Genomic DNA, 21,681 nt, shown 5'->3' on the forward strand with positions numbered 1-21,681 from the left:
GCGCGGGCCGGCGGCGCGTCCGGTAGCAGGGACGGCGCGGCGCGGACCCGCGACCACGGGCGGGGTGAGGCGCAACCGCAGCGCGCGGCCCGTCAGGTGCGCGCACCCCGGGTCCGCTCCGGGCAGGCGGGCGACCGTCGTTCCAGCGAAGCAGTGCATCATGGAGGCCGTCAACGCCAATCGGGCCGTGCGGCCCGCTCACTGGAAGGCCAGCGTTACGGGTGAACGACGCCGCTACATCGGGGCCTCGGGGGCAGGCGATATCGGTCGTGCTCGCCGGTGGTGGCACTGCGGGCCACGTCGAACCCGCGATGGCCGTGGCCGACGCCCTGGTGGCGCTGGCACCCGACACGCAGATCACGGCCTTGGGCACCCATCGCGGCCTGGAGACGCGGTTGGTGCCCGAACGCGGTTATGACTTGGAGTTGATCACCCCGGTCCCGCTGCCGCGCAAGCCGTCGGGCGACCTGCTGCGCCTTCCGATGCGCGTGCGCCGGGCCGTCCGCGAGACCAGGGCGGTGCTCGACGGCGTCCATGCCGACGTCGTGATCGGCTTCGGCGGCTACGTGGCGCTGCCCGCCTACCTCGCCGCCCGCGGGGGTGCGTGGCGCCGCCGGGCGATACCCGTCGTGGTGCACGAGGCCAACGCCAGTGCCGGATGGGCCAACAAGGTCGGTGCGCGCTCCGCGTGCCGCGTGCTCTCGGCCGTCCCGGAGCCCGGGCTGCGCGGGGTCGAGGTGGTGGGGGTGCCGGTGCGGGACACCATCACCGCCCTGGACCGCGCCGCGCTGCGGGCGCAGGCGCGCGCTCACTTCGGGTTCGCCGACGACGACCGGGTGCTGCTGGTGTTCGGCGGGTCGCAGGGTGCGCAGTCGATCAACCGCGCCGTCGCGGGTGCCGCCGCCGACCTGGCCGCGGCGGGCGTCGCCGTGCTGCACGCGCACGGCCCCAAGAACACCCTCGAGCTGCCCGCCGCCGCGGGCGCCCCGCCGTACGTGGCGGTGCCGTACCTGTCGCGCATGGACTTGGCGTATGCGGCCGCCGACCTGGCGATCTGCCGCTCGGGTGCCATGACGGTGGCGGAGGTGAGCGCGGTGGGGTTGCCCGCCGTGTACGTGCCGCTGCCGATCGGCAACGGGGAGCAGCGCCTCAACGCACGGCCGGTGGTCGACGCCGGTGGCGGACTGCTGGTCGACGACGCCGACCTGTCGCCGCGGTTCGTCGCCCAGACCGTGGCGACGCTGCTGTCCGACGACGACCGGTTGGCCGCGATGACGAGCGCCGCCGCGCGGGCGGGTCACCGGGACGCGGCTCGCCGGGTCGCCGAGATCGCGCTGGCGGTGGCCGGCGAGCGCCGCGCGGTGACGACGCGATGAGCGCGCCCGAGCTGCCCGACGAACTCCGGCGCGTGCACATGGTGGGCATCGGTGGCGCCGGCATGTCCGGCATCGCGCGGATCCTGCTCGATCGGGGTGCGGCGGTGTCCGGGTCGGATGCCAAGGAGTCGCGCGGTGTCGCCGCCCTGCGGGCCCGAGGCGCCACCGTCCGCATCGGGCACGACGCGACGGCTCTCGACGACCTCCCCGGCGGCCCCACGACCGTGGTGAGCACGCAGGCGGCGATCCCGCAGGACAACCCGGAACTGGTGGAAGCGCGGCGGCGCGACATCCCGGTGGTGATGCGGCCGGTGGTGCTGGCCAAGCTCATGGCCGGCTACACGACGGTGCTGGTGACCGGCACGCACGGCAAGACCACGACGACGTCGATGATCGTCGTCGCGTTGCAGCACGGTGGTCTCGACCCGTCGTTCGCGATCGGCGGCGACCTGGGTCAGGCCGGCACCAACGCCCACCACGGCAGCGGGCATCACTTCGTGGCGGAGGCCGACGAGAGTGACGGCTCGCTGCTGCAGTACGCGCCCGACGTGGCGGTGGTGACCAACGTCGAGGCCGACCACCTCGACTTCTTCGGAACGCCCGAGGCCTACGCGGCGGTGTTCGACGACTTCGTCGCACGGCTGAAACCGGGCGGGGTGCTGGTGGCGTGTGTCGACGATCCCGGCGCGGCCGCGGTGGCGCGGCGCGCCACCGAGCGCGGCGTGACGGTGCTGCGCTACGGCAGCGGCGACGATCCGGCGCTGGCCGGTGCGCTCCTGCAGTGGGAGCAGCAGGGCACCGGCGGCGTCGCCACGGTGCGGTTCGCCGGCGAGAGCGTGCCGCGGGCGATCCGGCTCGCGGTGCCCGGCAGGCACATGGCGCTCAATGCGGTGGCGGCCGCGCTGGCGGCGGTCGCGGCGGGCGCCGACGTGGCGTCGGTGGTCGACGGGCTGGCCGGCTTCGAGGGCACGCGTCGCCGGTTCGAGGCGGTGGGCACGGCGGCCGGGGTACGGGTGTTCGACGACTACGCCCACCATCCCACCGAGGTGCGCGTGAACCTGGAGGCGCTGCGGTCGGTCGCCGGCGACGGCCGTTCGATCGTGGTGTTCCAGCCGCACCTGTACTCGCGCACGGAGACGTTCGCCGACCAGTTCGCCGCCGCGCTGTCGGTGGCGGACGAGGTGTTCGTGCTGGACGTCTACGCCGCGCGCGAGCAACCCATCGCCGGCGTCAGCGGCGGCTCGATCGCCGAGCACGTGAGCGCGCGCTGTCACTACGTGCCGGACTTCTCGGCCGTGGCGGACCGGGTGGCGGCCGCGGCGCATCCCGGCGACGTGGTGGTGACGATGGGCGCCGGCGACGTGACGCTGCTGGGGCGGGAGATCCTGGCGGCGCTGACCGAGCGCGCCATGCGGCGATGACGGGTCCGAGGGAACCCGGCGACGACGCGACCGTCGACGAGCCGGTCGACATCGCGGCCGCCGGCGCCGGGGGGACCGACCCCGGCGCGCCCGACCCCGGGACGGGTGACCCGGCGGCTGCGGACGCGGCCGATCCAGGGCCCGCGGGGGAGTCGGGGCCCGCGGGGGAGTCGGGGGCAGCGAGCGAGGCGGCCGAGGCGGGCGACGCGGCCGACGAGGAGGACTTCGAGGGCCCCCGGCGACGGGCTCGTCGCGAACGTGAGGAGCGCCGCGCCGCGCAGGCCAGGGCCGTCGCGATCGAGAACGCCCGGCGGGAGGCCAAGCGCAAGGCTGCGGGCATCACGACCGCGGAGCCGAAACGCCCTGCGCGCGGGCTGATCCGGGGTCTGAAGGCCCTGATGTGGACGGCGGTGGTGAGCGTCGTCGTCGTGGGCGGCGGGCTGCTGTTGTACTTCACGCCGATCATGTCGGCGCGCGACGTGGTGATCACCGGCCTGGTCGAGATCCCGCAGGCGGAGGTGGAGCAGGCGGCCGCGATCGCTCCGGACACGCCGCTGCTGCAGATCGACACCGACGCCGTCGCCGAGCGCGTGGCGACGATTCGGCGCGTCGCGAGCGCGCGGGTGCAGCGGGAGTACCCGTCGACGCTGCGCATCACGGTGGTGGAGCGTGTGCCGGTGGCCATGAAGGACTATCCGGACGGTCCGCACCTGTTCGACCGGGACGGCGTCGACTTCGCCACGGGCGCACCGCCCCCGGGGCTGCCGTACCTCGACGTGGACGATCCGGGGCCCAACAGCGCGCCGACGCGGGCGGCGCTGCAGGTGCTGTCGTCGCTGCGGCCGGAGGTGGCCGGGCAGGTGAGCCGTATCGCCGCGCCATCGGTGGCGTCGATCACGCTGAAGTTGTTCGACGGTCGGGACGTGGTGTGGGGGACCACCGATCGCACGGAGGAGAAGGCGCTCAAGTTGGGGGCGCTGTTGACCCAGCCGGGGCACACCTACGACGTGTCGAGTCCGGACCTGCCCACGGTCAAGTGATCGTGGTGGCCGCGTGCTCGTCGGCCGCCGCGCCGAAACGGGCGCGACACGAGAATTCGCACGCGACTTTCGGCGCGCCTGCGCGCACCGTCCGGCAAGTGGCCCTACCGTTCTGGTTGCGCGGAACTACTTGACATAACTATAACCCTATGGTTGAGGTTGAGGGTTTCGGGCACCCATGTAGGCAATGAGGGAGGAAGGCGACCCATGACGCCCCCGCACAACTATCTCGCCGTCATCAAGGTGGTCGGCATCGGTGGCGGCGGCGTGAATGCCGTCAACCGCATGATCGAACAGGGCCTCAAGGGCGTCGAGTTCATCGCGATCAACACCGACGCCCAGGCGCTGTTGATGAGCGATGCCGACGTCAAGCTCGACGTCGGCCGCGACTCCACCAGGGGTCTCGGCGCAGGCGCCGACCCCGAGGTCGGACGCAAGGCCGCCGAGGACGCCAAGGACGACATCGAGGAGCTGCTCCGCGGCGCCGACATGGTGTTCGTCACCGCGGGCGAGGGCGGTGGCACCGGCACCGGTGGCGCGCCCGTCGTCGCGACCATCGCGCGCAAGCTCGGTGCGCTGACCGTCGGCGTCGTCACGCGACCGTTCTCGTTCGAGGGCAAGCGCCGGTCGAACCAGGCCGAGAACGGCATCACCGCGCTGCGCGAGAGCTGCGACACGCTCATCGTCATCCCCAACGACCGGCTGCTGCAGATGGGCGACGCCGCGGTGTCGCTGATGGACGCGTTCCGCAGTGCCGACGAGGTGCTGCTCAACGGCGTGCAGGGCATCACCGACCTGATCACGACCCCCGGTCTGATCAACGTCGACTTCGCCGACGTCAAGGGCGTCATGAGCGGAGCGGGTACCGCGCTCATGGGCATCGGCTCGGCGCGCGGTGACGGCCGGGCGTTGAAGGCCGCCGAGATCGCGATCAACTCGCCGCTGCTGGAAGCGTCGATGGAGGGCGCCCAGGGCGTGCTGCTGTCGGTCGCCGGCGGGAGCGATCTGGGGCTGTTCGAGATCAACGAGGCCGCCTCGCTGGTGCAGGATGCCGCCCACCAGGACGCCAACATCATCTTCGGCACCGTCATCGACGACTCGCTGGGCGACGAGGTGCGCGTCACGGTCATCGCGGCCGGCTTCGACTCGACGGGCCCCAGCCGCAAGCCGGTCGCCGGCGCGGCGCCCGGTGCGGGCAACATCGCGCAGGGTCGTGCGGGCAAGGTGTCCTCACCGTTCGGCGAGTCGAACGATCCCGCGAGCGTGCCGGTGCACACCAACGGCGCGACGGTGAGCATCGGTGGCGGCGGAGACGACGGCATCGCCGACGACGACGTCGACGTGCCGCCGTTCATGCGGCACTGACCGCAGCGGTGAGCGTCCGCATTCGCCGCGTCACGACGACCCGGGCGGGCGGGGTGTCCAAACCGCCGTACGACGCGTTCAACCTGGGCGACCACGTGGGTGACGATCCGGCCGCCGTCGCCGCCAACCGGCGGCGGCTGGCGCGTTCCACGGGTCTGGGTGACGACGGGGTGCGGTGGATGCACCAGGTGCACTCCGACCGCGTGGTGGAGGTCGACGGGCCGGGCCCCACGGTCGCCGATGCCGATGCGATGGTGACGACGACCCGTCGACTGGCCCTCGCGGTGTTGAGCGCCGACTGCGTGCCGGTGCTGCTGGCCGACGCGCGCGCCGGGGTGATCGGCGCGGTGCATGCGGGCCGGGTGGGCGCTCAGCACGGCGTCGTGGTGCGCACGGTCGAGGCGATGGTGCGGCTGGGAGCCGCCGTCGCCGACGTGTCGGTGCTGCTCGGTCCTGCGGTCAGCGGCGCCAAGTACGAGGTGCCCGCGGCGATGGCCGACGAGGTGGAGGCGGCGCTGCCGGGCAGCCGGACGACGACCGAGCGCGGCACGCCCGGCCTGGACATCCGGGCGGGCCTGGCGCGGCAGCTGCGCGACCTGGGGGTGACCGCGGTGGACGTGGATCCGCGCTGCACGGTGAGCGATCCGACGCTGTTCAGTCATCGGCGGGGCGCGCCGACGGGGCGGCTGGCTTCATTGGTGTGGATGGAATGACCGCCCGGGCAGACGAACTGGCGACCGCGCTGGCGGGCTTGCGGGAGCGCCTCGCCCGGGCGACCCGGGCCGCCGGGCGCCCCGACGGCGACGTGGAATTGCTTCCGGTGACGAAATTCTTTCCGGCGTCCGACGTCGTCGAGTTGTATCGCTTGGGGTGTCGCGCATTCGGCGAATCGCGTGAGCAAGAGGCGTCGAAGAAGATCCTCGAGGTGCGGCACGAGGTGACTCCGGATTCGCCGGATTCGGCGCTGGACGAGGCGTCGCGAATTCGCTGGCACATGGTGGGGCGCATTCAGCGCAACAAGGCGCGCGCGGTTGCGGCGTGGGCGCACACCGCGCACTCGGTCGATTCGGCTGCGCTGGTCGCCGCGCTCGGCAGGGGAGCGGTGGCGGCATTGGCCGACGGGGCCCGGGCCGAGCCGCTGCGCATCTTCGTGCAGGTGAGTCTGGACGGTGATCCGGGGCGCAGTGGCGTCGACGTGGCGGACACCGCGCTGCTCGACGACGTGTGCGGTGCGGCCGATTCCACCGAGGGTCTGGAATTCGTTGGCTTGATGGCCATTCCGCCGCTGGACGTCGATGCCGGCGACGCGTTCGCGCGGTTGGCGGCCGAACGCGACCGCGTGCAGCGGTCGTTCGGGCAGCGGCTGGGGCTGTCGGCGGGGATGTCCGGGGACCTCGAGGTGGCGGTGCAACACGGCTCCACGTGTGTGCGTGTCGGAACCGCGCTCATGGGGCAACGCCCGCTAACGTCACCCTGAGTAGTCACACGAGTCACACCTTCATCACAGACATCACGAACCACAGTCATCAGAAGGGTCCTTAGATGAGCACGTTGCACAAGGTCAAGGCCTACTTCGGTATGGCACCGATGGACGATTACGAAGACGAGTACTACGAGGACGAGGAGCGCGCTGCGCGCCCCTACCCCCGCCGGGCCCGCGAGGAGCGCTTCGAGGACGAGTCGTACGGCCGGATGGAGCCCCGTGGCTACGAAGAGCGCTTGGGTGCAAGGGAATTCGAGCGTGAGTTCGGACGCGAGATGGACCCCGCGCCGGCCGCGTACCGCGGTGCCGGCTATGCCGACGAGGCCCCCTTCCGCGGTGCCCGCCGCGAGTTCGAGCGGCCGCGCTTCAACACCCTGCGCGGGGCGACCCGTGGTGCGGTCGCCATGGAGCCCCGGCGCATGGCCGAACTGTTCGAGGCCGGCAGCCCGCTGGCCAAGATCATGACGTTGCGCCCCAAGGATTACAGCGAAGCCCGCACCATCGGCGAACGCTTCCGGGACGGCACCCCGGTCATCATGGACCTGGTCTCGATGGACAACGCCGACGCCAAGCGCCTCGTGGACTTCGCCGCCGGGCTCGCCTTCGCCCTGCGTGGTTCGTTCGACAAGGTGGCCACCAAGGTGTTCCTGCTCTCACCGGCCGACGTCGACGTCAGCGCCGAGGAGCGGCGCCGGATCGCCGAAGCCGGCTTCTACGCCTACCAGTAGCCCCGTCTCCACCGCTCACGCAGTACGGAGCCCACGCGGGCGGGACGGGTAGGCTGACAGCCGAACCCCGTCGCGGTACTCCGGTCCCGCGCGCGTGTCACCATCTCCCACACTGCACCCGAGTGAGGTCGCCCCGTTGGCGCTGTTCTTCCAAGTTCTCGGCTTCGCGCTGTTCGTCTTCTGGCTGTTGTTGATCGCCAGGGTCGTCGTGGAGTTCATCCGTTCGTTCAGTAGGGATTGGCGTCCCAGCGGCGCCACCGTGGTGGTCCTGGAGATCATCTTGACCCTCACCGACCCGCCCGTGAAGTTGCTGCGCCGGCTCATCCCGCAGCTCACGATAGGTGCGGTGCGTTTCGACCTGTCGATCATGGTGTTGTTGCTGCTGGCGTTCATCGGCATGCAGTTGGCGTTCGGAGCGGCCGTCTAGGAGTGGGCATTTCGCTTTGCCAGGCGGATTATCACGCGGATTATCAATTGAACGATGAATTGCACCAATGTAATTCGGTTCCAATTCGCGACCTCATATGCAACCGCCGGGTCCACTGTGACAGGATGGACGCCAGTTACTACCACCATGGCTTTACACTTTGAAACCGGTTGACGGTCCAGACTCCAAGGGGGCAGACAATGCCGCTCACACCCGCCGACGTTCACAATGTCGCATTCAGCAAGCCGCCCATCGGCAAGCGTGGCTACAACGAGGATGAGGTCGACGCGTTCCTCGACCTCGTCGAGAACGAGCTGAGCCGCCTCATCGAGGAGAACGCCGACCTGCGCCAGCGCGTGGGGGAGCTGGATTCCGAACTCGCCGCGGCCCGTTCCGGCGGCGGCGCGCAGGCCGCGCCCGTCTACCAGGAGCCCGAGCGCGAGCCCGAGCCCGAGCCGGTCGCCCCCCAGCAGCAGCCGGCCTACCAGGCACCCACGCCCGCGCAGAGCGAGGAGTCCGCGATGCGGGCGGCCAAGGTGCTCAGCCTCGCCCAGGAGACCGCCGACCGTCTCACCGGCACCGCCAAGGCGGAGTCGGACAAGATGCTCTCGGATGCGCGCACCCAGGCCGACATGATGGTGAGCGAGGCCCGCCAGAAGGCCGAGGCCACCATCGCCGATGCCAAGCAGCGCTCGGACGCCATGCTGCTCGACGCCCAGACGCGCTCGGAGACCCAGCTGCGTCAGGCGCAGGAGAAGGCCGACGCCCTGCAGGCCGACGCCGAACGCAAGCACTCCGAGATCATGGGCACCATCAACCAGCAGCGCACCGTGCTGGAAGGCCGCCTGGAGCAGCTGCGCACCTTCGAGCGCGAGTACCGCACCCGCCTCAAGACCTACCTGGAATCGCAGCTGGAGGAGTTGGGCCAGCGCGGCTCCGCCGCTCCCGTCGACTCGACCGCGGGCAACGACGGCGGCTTCAACCAGTTCAACCGGGGCAATAACTAACCGATCGGCCCAACCGTGCTCATCGTCGCGCTCGTCCTCGCCGTCATCGGGTTGGCCGCGCTCGTCACGGCGGTCGTGACGAGCAACGAGCTGATCGCGTGGGTGTGCATCGGAGCCAGCGTCATCGGGGTCGTGCTCCTCATCGTTGACGCCCTGCGCGACCGCTCGCGCGACGCCGGTGACGGCACGTCGGACACCGGCGAGGGCACCGACGACGCCGACGGGGTGCCCGGCGACGACGCCCACACGGCCGTCATCGCCACCCCGCCGGTGGACTATCCGGACGACGACGCCGGTCGCGACACCGAGGCGCAGACCTCGGCCATCGCCGTGCACCCGGAACCGGAGACCGGTTCCGAGCCCGATTCCGAGCCCGATTCCGAACCCGGTTTCGAGGGCGAGTCCGAGGTGACCGCCGAGGCCGCCGCCGACGAGGCCACGGACACGGCGGCCGATGGGGAGAACCGGGCGGCCGCCGACCCCTCGCCCGACGCCGAGACGACGAAGCGGGACTAGCCGGTCGTTCACGATCACCGACTGGTTGGAGCGCCGGCCCTCTTCCCGGAGGCCAGATCACCAACTGGCCCACGACCTTTCACGTCGCCGACGAGGACGGCATCGTTGACGTGATCGAGCGCCACCGGTCGCCGGCCTAGGGTCGGAACGCGAGACCGGCCAGCACGAAGTCCGCGACCGTGCGGTGCCACAACGCGTAGGGCCGCAGCATGAAGTGGCCGCCCCCCGGCACCGGCACCCAGTGGGCGTCCACGCCGCGAGACCGCGCACGGTCGGTCTGAGACCGTGCCGCGACCGGATCGGTCCACGTGTCGGCCGAGCCGTGCATCACGAGCAGCCGCCGTCCCGCGGGGATCAGGTCGGCATCACCCTGCGGCCACCACGGGGCCAGCGCGGCGACGGCACCCACGTCCCGTGCGAGGTGGGCAGCCACCCGGCCGCCCATCGAATGGCCCACCACCACCAGCCGTTCGGCGGGCAGCCGGTCACGCAGCTCGGCCAGCGCGCGCCGGGCATCGGTCACGGCGTCGAGGCGGTCGGCGTTCCACCCCCGCAGCCGGTAGCGGACCAGCCGCACCTCGACGCGGGGACCCAGCCGCCGGCGCAGCGCCCCGGCCAGCAGGTTCACCCGGACGTTGGCCAGCTGCCACGGCCGAGACGCCGCGGTGCTGACGGGCTTGCCGCCGGGCAACACCAGCACGGCCGCGTCGATGGAGGTTCTCACCCCGGTGATTCGGAACCGATCGCGCTCCGGTTTGGCGCGCGCACCCATCCGCGCGCCGCACGGCGACGAATCATGGACGTGGGAATCGAAACCGAGTGCCTCGTCGACCACCCCCTCGAAGACGTCTTCGCCTGGCACGCCAGGCCAGGGGCGATGCGCCGGCTGGTGCCGCCGTGGCAGCCCATGTCGGTCATCGCCGAGGCGGACTCGCTGGCCGACGGCCAGGCGGTGTTGGGCCTCCCGGGTGGCCTGCGCTGGATCGCGCAGCACGACGCGGAGGCCTACGACCCGCCACATCGGTTCGTCGACGAGCTGTCGTCGTCCGGGCTGCGGTCCCTGCCGCCCCGGATCATCGGGTATTGGCGGCACACGCACGGCTTCGCCGAGGGCCCGACGCCGGGAACCACCTGGGTCCGCGACCGGGTCGAGACGACGGTCCCCGGGGCCGCGCTGCGGTCCACGTTCGACTACCGGCATCGCCAGTTGGCCGACGACCTGGCGGCCCATCGCGACGCGGCCGCTGCGGGCGCCGGCTCCATGACGATCGCGGTCACCGGGGCGTCGGGTCTGGTGGGCACGGCGCTGTGTGCGCTGCTGAGCACCGGCGGCCACCGCGTGGTGCGGCTGGTCCGGCACCCGTCGACGAATGCTTTTGAGCGGCAGTGGAATCCGGATGAGCCCGCAGCGGATCTGCTCGACGGCGTCGACGCGGTGGTGCACTTGGCGGGCGCCTCGATCGCGGGCCGGTTCACCGAGGCGCATCGGCGAGCCATCCGGGACAGCCGCATCGAACCCACCCGCAAACTCGCCGAGCTGGCGGCCCGCACCGGCGGCCCGGCGACGTTCGTCAGCGCCTCGGCCATCGGGTTCTACGGCTACGACCGCGGCGACGAGCAACTCACCGAGGACTCCGGGCGCGGCACCGGGTTCCTGGCCGACGTCGTCGCGGACTGGGAGGCGGCCACGGCACCCGCCGCAAACGCCGGGCTGCGCACCGTCGCGGTGCGTACCGGCATCGTTCAGGCCGCCGCGGGCGGCACGCTACGACTGCTGCATCCGCTGTTCAGTGCCGGGCTGGGCGGCCGCCTCGGTAGCGGCAGGCAGTGGTTGTCGTGGATCGGCATCGACGACCTGCTCGACGTGTACTACCGGGCGCTGTGGGACGACCGGGTCCGCGGACCGGTCAACGCCGTGGCACCCCACCCCGTGCGCAACGACGAGTACACCAGGGTGCTGGCGTCGGTGCTGCACCGGCCAGCGGTGCTGCCGGTGCCGTCGTTCGGGCCCCGGTTGCTGCTGGGCTCCCAGGGGGTCCGCGAACTCGCCGAGGCCGACCAGCGCGTCGTCGCCGCAGCGCTCGACGGTCTGGGGCACCGCTTCCGGCACCCGGACCTGCGGGCTGCGCTGGCCCATCAGCTGGGTCGCGCCGCCTCCACGTGATCGAGGAAGCCGCGTACCAGCAGGCGTAGCCGCGACCGCGCGTCCGACTCCACGTCCCGCGTGGTCGCACGCATCTGGTCGGCGTCGAGACCCAGCGCCTCGAGGTCTTGGGGATCGTTGGCCAGCCAGGCGTCCAGCAGCGGCGCATCCAGCTCGGGATGGAACTGCAGCCCGACGCTGCGGCCGATCACGAACCCCTGGGAGGCGCGCACGTTGCGGGCCACCTCGACGGCCCCCGGCGGGGGATCGAAACGGTCGAAGTGCCATTGGAACCACGGCCCCGGGGGCACCAGCGACGGCCGGTCGCTGGTGACGTCGAACCACCCGACCTCCGGGGCCTGCGAGCGCGTCACCGTCCCGCCGAACGCCTGTGCCACCAGCTGCCCGCCGAAGCACACCCCAAGCACGCCCACGCCAGCGGCGTCGGCGGCTCTGATCAGTGCCATCTCGTCGGCCACCCAGCCGTCGATCAGGCGCTCGTCGTAGGCCGACCAGCGCGCACCCAGCGAGACCACCACGTCGTGGTGCAACGGGTCGGGGAACTCCACGGTGACGACGGGGTCGGCACCCCGCTCCGGCGGGACCACGGTGAACACCTCGAGGTCGTAACCCAGCTCGGCGAACACGTCGGCGAGCATTCCCGGCGGTGCCACGGGATCGTTGACGACGAACAGGACTTTGCGTGCCACGGCCCCATTCTCGCCCATGCCGGTTCCCGCCGCGGCGGGGGAGCGGGGTCAGCGGGCGGCGACGCGGTAACGCCGCTCGGGGCGGCCGGCGCCGTACTGCAGCCGCAGCTCCAGATCGCCGGTCCCGAGATAGTGCTCGAGGTAGCGGCGGGCGCTCACCCGTGAGATCCCTACGGCCTCGGCACATTCCGCCGCCGACACCTCACCGGCCGAGCGCACCGCGGCGAGCACCACGCGGCCGGTCTCGGCGCCGAGACCCTTGGGCAGCTGTTCCGGCCGGGTCGGCACCGCACCGCCGAACAGCGCGTCGATCAGCGACTGGTCGACGCCGCCGGCCGAGGCCAGCGCGTCCATCCTGGCCGCGAACGCCGTCAGCTTGCCCTGCAGCTGGTCGAAGTCGAAGGGCTTGATCAGGTAGTCGGCGGCGCCGCCGTCGAGTGCCCCTGCGACCGTGTCCTGCTCGCGGGCGGCGGTGATCATGATGACGCCGACGCGGTCGCCGCGTCCCCGTAGCCGGTGCAGCACCTCGAGACCGGACATGTCGGGCAGGTAGACGTCGAGCAGCACCAGGTCCGGTTCCAGCGCCGCGACCTGGTCCAGCGCATCGGCGCCGGTGTGTGCCACGCCGACGGGCCGGAAGCCGTCGACGCGCTCGACGAATCGGCGGTGGATGTCGGCGACCATGAAGTCGTCGTCGACGACGAGAACGTCACGCATGGGCGCTGACCCGTGACGGCGGCAGCCGGACCTCGAAGACCGCGCCGGGAGCGGCGCCGTCGGACACCGCGCCGGGAGCGGCGCCGTCGGACACCGCGCCGGGGGCGGCGCCGTCGGATACCGTCACCGTGCCGCCAAGCTGGGCGCTCACCAACCGCACCAGCGCCAGCCCGATGCCGCGGCCGCCGGGAACGTCGGGCTTCGACGTGATGCCCCTGGCGAAGATCGACTCACGGAGATGCTCGGGCACGCCGGGGCCGGAATCGGCCACGGTGATCACCAAGCCGTCGCCATCGCGGACCGTCACGGTGACCACGGCGTGCGGCGAGCCCTCGGACACGTCGACGGCGTTGTCGATCAGGTTGCCCAGCACGGTGATCACGTCGGTGGCCAACGCCGGGTCCAGCGCGCCGAGATGGCTCGACGGATCGATCTCCAGGGCCACGCCGCTCTCGGCCGCCAGTGTCGTCTTGGCGATCAGCAGCGCCGCCACGGCGGGGTCGGACACGTGCCGGGTCACCGCGTCGCTGATCGCGGCGCGGCGGCGGGTCAGCGTGCCGACGAGATCGCGCACGGCGTCGAACTCGGCCAGCTGCACCAGTCCGGAGATGGTGTGCAGTTGGTTGGCGAATTCGTGGGTCTGGGCGCGCAGCGTGTCGGTGACGCTCTTGTGCGACGACAGCTGCGCCTGCATCGAGGCCAGCTCGGTGCTGTCGCGCATCGTGGTGACGGTACCGATGCGCTCCCCGCGCGTGCTCGCGGCGCGGCGGTTGAGCGCCAAAACCCTTGTCCTGGTGGTGATCACGACGTCGCTTCGCTCGTCACCGGAGAGCAGGAAGCGGCGCACCTCCGGATCCATGCCGATGTCGTCGACGTGCCGGCCCACGGCGTCGGGGCCCACGTCCAGCAGGTCCTGTGCGCTGTCGTTGAGCAGCGTCACCACGCCGTCGGTGTTCACCGCGACGACGCCCTCGCGGATGCTGTGCAGCAGCGCTTCTCGGTGATCGGCGAGGCTCGCGATCTCGGTGACGTCGAGACCGCGGGTGTGCCGCTTGATGCGTCGCGACAGCAGCCACGACGCGATCAGCCCCAGCGCGGCCCCGAGCCCCAGGTACACCAGTAGGCGTTCGCCGGCGCCGCTGAGCAGTTGCCACGTCGACGGATACGGCTCGCTCACCGAGACCGCGGCCAGCACGCGGCCGTCGGTGGACAGGATGGGGACCTGCCCGAGCAGGGAGTGGGTGCCGTCGACGTCGTCGTCACCCGCCCACGCCCTGCCCTCCACCACGCGACTCGGTCCGAAGTCGGCCTGCTGACCGACCCGAGACGGGTCCGAGGAGACGCGGATGCGACCGTCCGGCGCGATGATCTCGACGAGGCGGGCACCCGAGAGCGCCACGGCACGGTCGACGTCGGGAGCCAGCACGCGCGAGATCAGGGGATCGGGGTGCACCGTGACGATCCGGTCCCGCACGATGGGCGTGGACGCCAGGTTCTCCGCCACCGCGATCATCCGCTGGCCACGGACCTCACGGAACTCGTGTGACGACTGGACCACCGAGACGGCGGCGACGGCACCCAGGACCACGGCCACCACGAGCAGCTGGAAGACCAGGAACTGGCCCCCCAGACTGCGGGCGGTGAGCCGGCGCCCCGACCACGCGCGCCCGGCCCGTGTAGGCCCGGTCCGTGTACGCCCGGTCCGTGTACGCCCGGTCCGTGTACGCCCGGTCCGTGTACGCCCGGCCCGTGTACTCAATGACCACAACTTCCTTTGCGTCCTAAAGAGTGACTCAGATCACCCACTCCGCACAGTATTGCTCAGCGTCACATTCACCCGAAGGGAACGGTCGTGTCGATGATTCGACGAGGTATGAGGTGGCTGGCAGCGGCGACGTTACTCGCCGTCGCGGTCACCGGGTGCGGTGTCACCCGCGGTGACGATCCTGCGGGCATGCATCGCCTGCGGATGATGGTGCCCAACAGCCCCGGTGGCGGGTACGACCTCACCGCCAGAACCGCGGTGAAGATCATGGAGGACGCCGACATCACCGGACGCGTCGAGGTGTTCAACGTCATCGGCGCCGGCGGCACGGTGGCCATGGCGCGGCTGATGAACGAGCGCGGCAACGGCGACCTCATGATGATGATGGGCCTCGGCGTCGTCGGGGCCGTGTACACCAACGGGTCCAGCGCCCGGGTCTCCGACGCAACGCCGTTGGCGCGCATGGTCGAAGAGCAGGAGGGCATCCTGGTGCCCGCCGACTCGCCCTTCCGCACCCTGGCCGACCTGGTGGCCGCGTGGAAGGCCGACCCGGCGAAGATCACCGTGGGCGGCGGGTCGTCGCCCGGCGGCCCGGACCACCTGTTCCCCATGGAGACCGCCCGGGCGGCGGGCATCGACCCGCGCAAGGTCAACTTCATCTCCTACGACGGTGGTGGCGACCTGCTGACGGCACTGCTGGGCAAGAAGATCGCCGCAGGCACCTCGGGTCTGGGGGAGTACGTCGACCAGATCGAGGCCGGCCAGGTCCGCGTGCTGGCGGTGTCAGGCGACGAGCGCGTCGAGGGTGTCGACGCCCCGACGCTGCGCGAGGCGGGCATCGACCTCACGTTCACCAACTGGCGCGGAATCCTTGCGCCCCCTGGAATCTCGGAGTCCGACCGCTCGCGGCTGGTCAAGGTGCTCGAGGAACTACACGCCACCGATGCCTGGAAGGAGGCCCTGGTGAAGAACGGATGGACCGACGCGTTCGCGACCGGTGAGGAGTTCGATCGGTTCCTGACCGAGCAGGACGACCGGGTCTCGACGACGCTGACCGAGCTGGGGCTGCTGTGAACGCGCCCGAGCCTCCGGTCAAGCGCAAGGACCATGCGCAGTACCTGGTCGTCGCGGTGCTCGTCGTCGTCGGGGCGTTCCTGATCTACGACGCGCTGAGCTTGCCCGACGGGTTCGCGAAGGTCGATCCCGTTGGCCCGCGGTTCTTCCCGATCGCCGTGGGTGTCGCCGCCCTGCTCCTGGCCGTGGTGCTGGCGGTGGCGATCCCGCGGGGTTCGCGCGGCGAGGCCGACGCCGGCGAGGACATCGATCCCGACATGCCCAGTGACTGGCGCACGGTGGGGCTGCTGGTGGCGCTGTTCGTCGCGATGATCCTGTTGGTCAACCCGCTCGGCTGGGTGGTCATGGGCACGGTGTTCTTCGCCGGTGTCGCAACGGTTCTGGGCAGCAAGCACTACGTGCGCAACGTCGTGATCGGCGCCGTGCTGGCGCTCGCGAGCTTCTATGCGTTCTACTCCGGGCTCGGAATCCCGCTGCCCGCAGGCATCTTGGACGGGATTCTGTAGATGGAGAACTTCGACTGGCTGCTCCAGGGTTTCGCCGAGGCGGCCACCCCGATGAACCTGCTGTATGCGTGCATCGGCGTGCTGCTGGGCACGGCCGTCGGCGTCCTGCCCGGCATCGGGCCGGCCATGACCGTCGCCCTGCTGCTGCCGATCACCTACAGCGTCAGCCCCAGCGCGGCATTCATCATGTTCGCGGGCATCTTCTACGGCGGCATGTACGGCGGGTCGACGACGTCGATCCTGCTCAACACTCCCGGTGAGTCGTCGTCGGTGATCACCGCCATCGAGGGCAACAAGATGGCCAAGGCGGGCCGGGCCGCTCAGGCGCTGGCCACCGCCGCCATCGGGTCGTTCGTGGCGGGCACCATCGGAACGGTGCTGCTGGCGGCGTTCGCGCCCACCATCTCGCGATTCGCGGTGACGCTCGGTGCGCCGTCGTACTTGGCCATCATGTTGTTCGCGCTCGTCGCGGTGACCGCCGTGCTGGGCTCCTCCAAACTGCGCGGGGCCATCTCGCTGGTGCTGGGCCTCGCGATCGGCATCGTCGGCATCGACTTCCTGACCGGGCAGCCCCGAGCGACGTTCGGCATCGCCCAGCTGTCCGACGGCATCGACATCGTCGTGATCGCGGTGGCGATCTTCGCCGTCGGCGAGGCGCTGTGGGTGGCCGCGCACCTGCGTCGGCGCCCCGCCGACGTCATCCCCGTCGGGCGGCCCTGGATGGGCCGCGACGATTGGCGCCGGTCGTGGAAGCCGTGGCTGCGGGGCACGGCGTTCGGCTTCCCGTTCGGTGCGCTGCCTGCCGGCGGCGCCGAACTGCCGACCTTCCTGAGCTACATCACCGAGAAGAAGCTCTCGAAGCACCCCGAGGAGTTCGGCAAGGGGGCCATCGAGGGCGTGGCGGGTCCCGAGGCGGCCAACAACGCGTCGGCGGCGGGAACCCTGGTGCCGATGCTGTCCCTCGGTCTGCCCACCAACGCCACGGCCGCGGTGATGCTCACGGCGTTCGTCTCGTACGGCATCCAGCCCGGGCCCACGCTGTTCGAGAAGGAACCGCTGCTGATCTGGACGCTCATCGCGAGCCTGTTCATCGGCAACTTCCTGCTGCTGGTGCTGAACCTGCCGCTGGCGCCCCTGTGGGCGAAGCTGCTGCGCACGCCGCGGCCGTACCTGTATGCCGGCATCCTGTTCTTCGCGACGCTGGGTGCGTTCGCCGTCAACGTGCAACCGCTGGACCTGGCGCTGCTGCTGATCTTCGGGTTGCTCGGGTTGATGATGCGTCGGTTCGGGCTGCCGGTGCTGCCGCTGATCATCGGCGTCATCTTGGGCCCCCGCATCGAACGTCAGCTGCGGCAGAGCCTGCAGCTCGGCGGCGGGGAGTGGAGCGGTCTGTTCACCGAGCCGGTGGCCATCGGAACCTACGTCGCCATGGCCGTGCTGCTGCTGATTCCGCTGATCCTGCGGCTGATGCATCGCAGCGAGGAGACGTTGCTGGTCGTCGAGGACGACCGAGACCAGCGTGAGAAGGCGGCGCAACGGTGATTGGGCAGGAGCAGAGATGATCGTCATCGGATACACCGCCGACGAGTTCGGCGAGGCCGCGCTGGATCACGGGCTGGCGGCAGCCCAGGTGCGGAACACCTCGGTACGCGTGGTGAACGCCACGGCGGGCGACGCCTACACCGACCCCGCATTCGCCTCCACCGACCAGGTGCGGTCGCTCGAGGCTCGGCTGGCCGGTGCCGGGGTGTCGTTCGAGATTGCCCAGCCCGTGGGGGTCGACCCGGCGGCCGAGTTGCTCGACGCGATGGACGACCCCGAGGCCGAGATGCTCGTCATCGGGGTCCGGTACCGCAACCCGGTGGGCAAGCTGCTGCTGGGCAGCACCGCCCAGCGGTTGCTGCTGGAGTGCCGCAAGCCCGTCCTGGCGGTCAAGCCCGCCGAGTGACGCGTCGGGTCCGGAGTGACCGGGACGCGCAACTGTCCGCGATGGGCAAACGCCTCGACGAGGCGTTCGCGGAGCAGCCGAGCGTCCGGTCCCCGATCGGGCCCCAACGTTGACGAGGGCGACAATATCGGTTAGCCACAATCGCGATGACAATGGCGGCCAGCCAGTCCGGAGGCGCTGCGAATTCCCATCTTCGTTGGGCTGCGTGCAAACAAATGACGGCGAAAATCGATTCGCGAACAGCCCCGTGGAATTGCCCGTCACCACCCAGTTCAAACATCGAATGCGGACAATCGTCGACGACGCGTCGGGCACGGCTCCGGCGGGGTCGGGTGACGGACTGGGCGCGGCGGGTTCCCGGTCAGCGGCAGGTAGGCCTGCGGATGCGCCCCGATCGACTCGGCAGGGTCGACGGCAACCCTGCGCCGCGCCCGCCGGGTGCGCGCGGCGTACCGATGGTGGCGGCAGGGCATCCGCGGCCAGCGAATCTAGCTGCACTGATGGCAGGGTGATTCGAGTCGCCGGGGGCGGTGACGCGACGCCGAAGGTCGAAGGTTGCTCCCCGGTGTTCGGCCGCCGGCCGGGCGTGCGCGTCGCAAACCTGCGACGACGAGGTAACGATTCGATTACCAGGAAGGTCGCGGCTGCTCGCGTTTGATGGCGAACACGAGGACGCGGTGCCAAGGGCTGGTCGCCGACTGTGCTGGAAAGCGCCATCCGGGGTCGAATCAAGGTCATCCGACGGACCCCGAAGGTGGGGAGGTTTTTGCACTAGCAAGTTCGCCATTGGCAAATCCGGCAAACGCTCATCATGATCGAAAAAAGCGTACGAAAGGTCTCTTTGCAAACGCTTGGAGAACGCTATTTCGATGATGTAACTTTTGCTGCACCGAGTCGATTCCTAGCCCAAGGGGTTGTCATGCAACTTGCCCTCCGTTCTCCTCTCTCGGCCGGCGTCGCGCTGGTCGGAGCAACTGCCATCGCACTGACCCCGATTGCGCCGCCCGCTCCCGATTTCTCGGCCACCGCCGATCAGGTCCGGACGACGTTCGCCGAATACACCCCCACCAGCCTTGCCACCGCGCTCTCCGAACTCGGGCAGGGGCTCGGCGTCGCCGGCACCCAGCTCAACCTCGGACTCGGCACGGCGGGCACCACGCTCAACACCACGATCGGTGTGACCGCGGGTGCCCTGGCCAACACGGGCCTTGCCTCGCTGGCCGCCATCGCCTCCAATCCGCTGAACCCCGGTGCGTACCCGGCGGCCCTGGCGCTGCTGATCGCCGGCGGCTCGTCGGCGCTGACCGGCGGAGCGCAGGGCATCGGCGTCGCGGGTACCCAGGCGCTGCAGGCGCTCGGTCTCGCGGGCACCACGCTCAACACCACCATCGGCAATGCGCTGGCGGAGCTGGCACCCGACGGCGTGCTGTCCGCGATCGCGGTCCTCGCCGCCGGTGCGGCCACCGCACTGAACGACGGCTACGTCGGCTTCGCCACCGCGGGCACCCAGGCGCTCGCCAGCGTCGGCACCGCATTGACCACGGCTTTGGACACCACGTCGCTCGCCGCCACCGCCGGACTGGCCGGCGTCGGACAGGCTGCCGCACAGGCGCTTGCCTACCTGACCGCCACGGGCGCCACCGGTCTCGGCACGCTCGGGGTCGCCGGTTCGACCGCGATCGCCACGGTGAGCAACTCGCTGAACACGGCAGCCGTCGGCGGCGTCAACGCCGTCGCCGCCATCCTGGCAAACCCGCTCAACCCCGCGAACTACGGCCTGGCGCTGGGCACCCTGCTCACCGCAGGCTCGGATGCCCTGACGAGCGGGCTGGCCGGTCTGCAGACGGCAGGCGCCCTGGGCCTCTTCGGCGCGGGCAACACCGTTGTCGCAGGCATCGGCACGGCATTGTTCCCCGGGGCCACCGCGCTCGCCACCCTGGGCACCGTCGGTGCCGCAGTGCTGGCCGGTGCCACCGCCGGTGGTGCACAACTGGTTTCCGGTCTCAGCACCGCAGGCGCCACCTCGCTGGCCACGCTGCAGGGCATCGGCAACACGCTGTCCACCGCCATCCAGCAGGCGCTCGGTCTGCTGGCTCCGCAGCCCACCCCGGCTGCCACGCAGGCGCCGACCACCAACCTGCTGGCGGCGAACGCCGAACCGCAGGCCTTCGCGGCCGCCGACGTGCAGACCGCCGACGTCCAGGCCGCCGCCGTGGCGGGCCAACCCGATCCGCTCGGCGCCGTCGGCGTCCTGCTGGGCGGTGTCGGCACCTCGCTGCAGCAGGCACTCGGCGGCGTCTCGACCGCGGGCGTCCAGGGTCTGGCCGGGTTCGGCTCGGCGGGCGCCATCGCGCTCGGCGGCATCGCCGGCGCCGGAGCGACCACCTTGGCCGGCTTCACCGCGGCCGGCGCGACCACGCTGGCCACGTTCGCCGGTGCGGGTGCAGGCCTGCTGGCGACGGGCGTCAACGCTCTGGCCACCGTGTTGTCCAACCCGCTCAACCCCGCCGGCTACGTGGGCGCGCTCGCCGCTCTCGCGACGGGTGTCACCGCGACCGTCGCCGCCACCGCCCAGGGGCTCGGCGTGGCCGGTACCACGCTGAACACCGCGCTCGGAACCGCTGGCACGCAGCTCAACACGGCGCTCGGCGCGGCGGGCACGCTCGCCAACCAGACGGCGGGAACGGTCGGCACCACGCTGAACCAGTCGCTCGGACAGGCGGGCACCACGCTCAACACCGCCATCGGCCAGGCGCTCGGCACCGCCACCGGAGCCCCCACCACCACCCCGGACCAGCCGGCGGCGGGGGCGAACTCGCTTCCCGGGCAGAGCCCCTCGGCGCGCGTGCTCACGCTGCGCAGCGTCGCGGCGCCCACCGAGGAGACGGCCGTCGAGGAGACCGCAGGCGGCGAGCAGGCCACCGGCGGCTCGACGGACACGGGCACCAAGGGTTCGGACACGGGTTCGGAAACGGGTGCGGGCACGGGCTCCGAGACGGGCTCCGGCACCAAGGGTTCGGAGACGGAGACCAAGGGTTCGGGCACGGGCTCCGAGACCGGCACCAAGGGTTCGGGCACGGGCTCCGAGACGGGCTCCGGCACCAAGGGTTCGGGCACGGGCTCCGAGACCGGCTCCAAGGGTTCGGGCACGGGCTCCGAGACCGGCTCCGACACCAAGAAGGCCGGGTCGAGTTCGACGACCGGAGCCAAGACGGCCGGCGCGAACAAGTCCGAGCCCAAGACCAAGGCCGGTTCCTCCAGCACCGGCGGCGATTCGAAGGGCAGCGAGTCCAAGGGCAGCGAGTCCAAGGGCGGCGAGTCCGGCGGCGGTGACTCCGCCAAGTAACGCTCGGGCAAGACTCGGACGGCGGTGGGCCCTCGTGATCGGGGGCCCACCGTTGTGTCTGGCGTCAATTTCCGGGTTTGGCCCGCCGGACGACGCGGGTAACCGCCCG

General features: G+C 71.2%; 20 protein-coding genes. 16 read left to right on the forward strand and 4 right to left on the reverse strand.

Annotation, left to right across the window (positions count from 1 at the left end; translation table 11 throughout):
• Nucleotides 1-311: 311 nt before the first annotated feature.
• The 10 genes from murG to AC30CM_RS10475 all read left to right on the forward strand — a co-directional run bounded on the left by murG (nt 312) and on the right by AC30CM_RS10475 (nt 9,363).
• Nucleotides 312-1,376: an undecaprenyldiphospho-muramoylpentapeptide beta-N-acetylglucosaminyltransferase gene (gene murG / locus AC30CM_RS10430; protein WP_490116872.1), complete on the forward strand. Its 1,065-nt coding sequence runs from the start codon at nt 312-314 to the stop codon at nt 1,374-1,376.
• Nucleotides 1,373-2,797 (forward strand): UDP-N-acetylmuramate--L-alanine ligase, encoded by a 1,425-nt coding sequence (gene murC, locus AC30CM_RS10435; RefSeq protein WP_490116790.1) that lies wholly within the window; start codon nt 1,373-1,375, stop codon nt 2,795-2,797. Before murG ends, murC begins: the two co-directional genes overlap by 4 nt.
• Entirely contained in the window at nt 2,794-3,837 is a 1,044-nt protein-coding gene (locus AC30CM_RS10440; RefSeq protein ID WP_490116791.1) for a cell division protein FtsQ/DivIB, read from the forward strand. The genes murC and AC30CM_RS10440 overlap by 4 nt, the downstream gene beginning before the upstream one ends.
• 207 nt (nt 3,838-4,044) lie before the next feature.
• Nucleotides 4,045-5,202, forward strand: a complete 1,158-nt coding sequence (gene ftsZ / locus AC30CM_RS10445) for a cell division protein FtsZ (protein WP_490116792.1) — start codon at nt 4,045-4,047, stop codon at nt 5,200-5,202.
• 8 nt (nt 5,203-5,210) lie between these two features.
• Entirely contained in the window at nt 5,211-5,915 is a 705-nt protein-coding gene (gene pgeF / locus AC30CM_RS10450; protein WP_490116793.1) for a peptidoglycan editing factor PgeF, read from the forward strand.
• Nucleotides 5,912-6,679, forward strand: coding sequence for a YggS family pyridoxal phosphate-dependent enzyme (locus tag AC30CM_RS10455; RefSeq protein ID WP_490116794.1), 768 nt, complete (start codon nt 5,912-5,914; stop codon nt 6,677-6,679). Before pgeF ends, AC30CM_RS10455 begins: the two co-directional genes overlap by 4 nt.
• Nucleotides 6,680-6,744: 65 nt before the next feature.
• Entirely contained in the window at nt 6,745-7,413 is a 669-nt protein-coding gene (locus AC30CM_RS10460) for a cell division protein SepF (RefSeq protein WP_490116795.1), read from the forward strand.
• A gap of 136 nt (nt 7,414-7,549) precedes the next feature.
• A complete protein-coding gene (locus AC30CM_RS10465; protein ID WP_490116873.1) occupies nt 7,550-7,840 on the forward strand; it encodes a YggT family protein in 291 nt (96 codons plus the stop codon).
• A 200-nt stretch (nt 7,841-8,040) separates the two neighbouring features.
• Nucleotides 8,041-8,847 (forward strand): DivIVA-like cell division protein Wag31, encoded by an 807-nt coding sequence (gene wag31 / locus AC30CM_RS10470; RefSeq protein WP_490116796.1) that lies wholly within the window; start codon nt 8,041-8,043, stop codon nt 8,845-8,847.
• A gap of 15 nt (nt 8,848-8,862) precedes the next feature.
• Nucleotides 8,863-9,363 (forward strand): hypothetical protein, encoded by a 501-nt coding sequence (locus AC30CM_RS10475; protein ID WP_490116797.1) that lies wholly within the window; start codon nt 8,863-8,865, stop codon nt 9,361-9,363.
• Between the two features lie 136 nt (nt 9,364-9,499).
• On the opposite strand, the gene AC30CM_RS10480 is transcribed toward AC30CM_RS10475, so the two are convergent.
• The gene (locus AC30CM_RS10480) at nt 9,500-10,087 is read right to left on the reverse strand and encodes an alpha/beta fold hydrolase (RefSeq protein ID WP_490116798.1); all 588 of its coding nucleotides are present in this window, start codon (nt 10,085-10,087) and stop codon (nt 9,500-9,502) included.
• 78 nt (nt 10,088-10,165) lie between these two features.
• On the opposite strand from AC30CM_RS10480, the gene AC30CM_RS10485 reads away from it, so the two are divergent.
• Nucleotides 10,166-11,527 (forward strand): TIGR01777 family oxidoreductase, encoded by a 1,362-nt coding sequence (locus AC30CM_RS10485; RefSeq protein ID WP_490116799.1) that lies wholly within the window; start codon nt 10,166-10,168, stop codon nt 11,525-11,527.
• On the opposite strand, the gene AC30CM_RS10490 is transcribed toward AC30CM_RS10485, so the two are convergent.
• From AC30CM_RS10490 to AC30CM_RS10500, 3 genes are read right to left on the reverse strand one after another with little or no spacing between them, the layout of a single operon-like run.
• Nucleotides 11,500-12,216 (reverse strand): type 1 glutamine amidotransferase, encoded by a 717-nt coding sequence (locus AC30CM_RS10490; RefSeq protein WP_490116800.1) that lies wholly within the window; start codon nt 12,214-12,216, stop codon nt 11,500-11,502. The two genes, AC30CM_RS10485 and AC30CM_RS10490, sit on opposite strands and share 28 nt — an antisense overlap.
• Before the next feature lie 48 nt (nt 12,217-12,264).
• Nucleotides 12,265-12,933 carry a response regulator gene (locus AC30CM_RS10495; RefSeq protein ID WP_490116801.1) on the reverse strand — a complete coding sequence of 223 codons (669 nt, stop codon included), beginning with the start codon at nt 12,931-12,933 and terminating at the stop codon, nt 12,265-12,267.
• On the reverse strand, nt 12,926-14,536 hold the full coding sequence (locus tag AC30CM_RS10500) for a sensor histidine kinase (RefSeq protein ID WP_490116874.1): 1,611 nt from the start codon (nt 14,534-14,536) through the stop codon (nt 12,926-12,928). Before AC30CM_RS10500 ends, AC30CM_RS10495 begins: the two co-directional genes overlap by 8 nt.
• A gap of 270 nt (nt 14,537-14,806) precedes the next feature.
• Between AC30CM_RS10500 and AC30CM_RS10505 the strand changes: the two genes are divergently transcribed.
• The 5 genes from AC30CM_RS10505 (at nt 14,807) to AC30CM_RS10525 (ending at nt 21,572) form a co-directional block, all read left to right on the forward strand.
• Nucleotides 14,807-15,772 carry a Bug family tripartite tricarboxylate transporter substrate binding protein gene (locus AC30CM_RS10505; protein WP_490116802.1) on the forward strand — a complete coding sequence of 322 codons (966 nt, stop codon included), beginning with the start codon at nt 14,807-14,809 and terminating at the stop codon, nt 15,770-15,772.
• On the forward strand, nt 15,769-16,278 hold the full coding sequence (locus AC30CM_RS10510; RefSeq protein ID WP_490116803.1) for a tripartite tricarboxylate transporter TctB family protein: 510 nt from the start codon (nt 15,769-15,771) through the stop codon (nt 16,276-16,278). The genes AC30CM_RS10505 and AC30CM_RS10510 overlap by 4 nt, the downstream gene beginning before the upstream one ends.
• Nucleotides 16,279-17,820 (forward strand): tripartite tricarboxylate transporter permease, encoded by a 1,542-nt coding sequence (locus AC30CM_RS10515; RefSeq protein WP_490116804.1) that lies wholly within the window; start codon nt 16,279-16,281, stop codon nt 17,818-17,820. It begins immediately after the preceding gene.
• Nucleotides 17,821-17,836: 16 nt separating this feature from the next.
• On the forward strand, nt 17,837-18,226 hold the full coding sequence (locus AC30CM_RS10520) for a universal stress protein (RefSeq protein ID WP_490116805.1): 390 nt from the start codon (nt 17,837-17,839) through the stop codon (nt 18,224-18,226).
• 919 nt (nt 18,227-19,145) lie between these two features.
• Nucleotides 19,146-21,572 (forward strand): hypothetical protein, encoded by a 2,427-nt coding sequence (locus AC30CM_RS10525; protein ID WP_490116806.1) that lies wholly within the window; start codon nt 19,146-19,148, stop codon nt 21,570-21,572.
• The last annotated feature ends 109 nt before the right edge of the window (nt 21,573-21,681 follow it).

The organism is Mycobacterium sp. DHQP2018-32-09, from assembly GCF_058148405.1.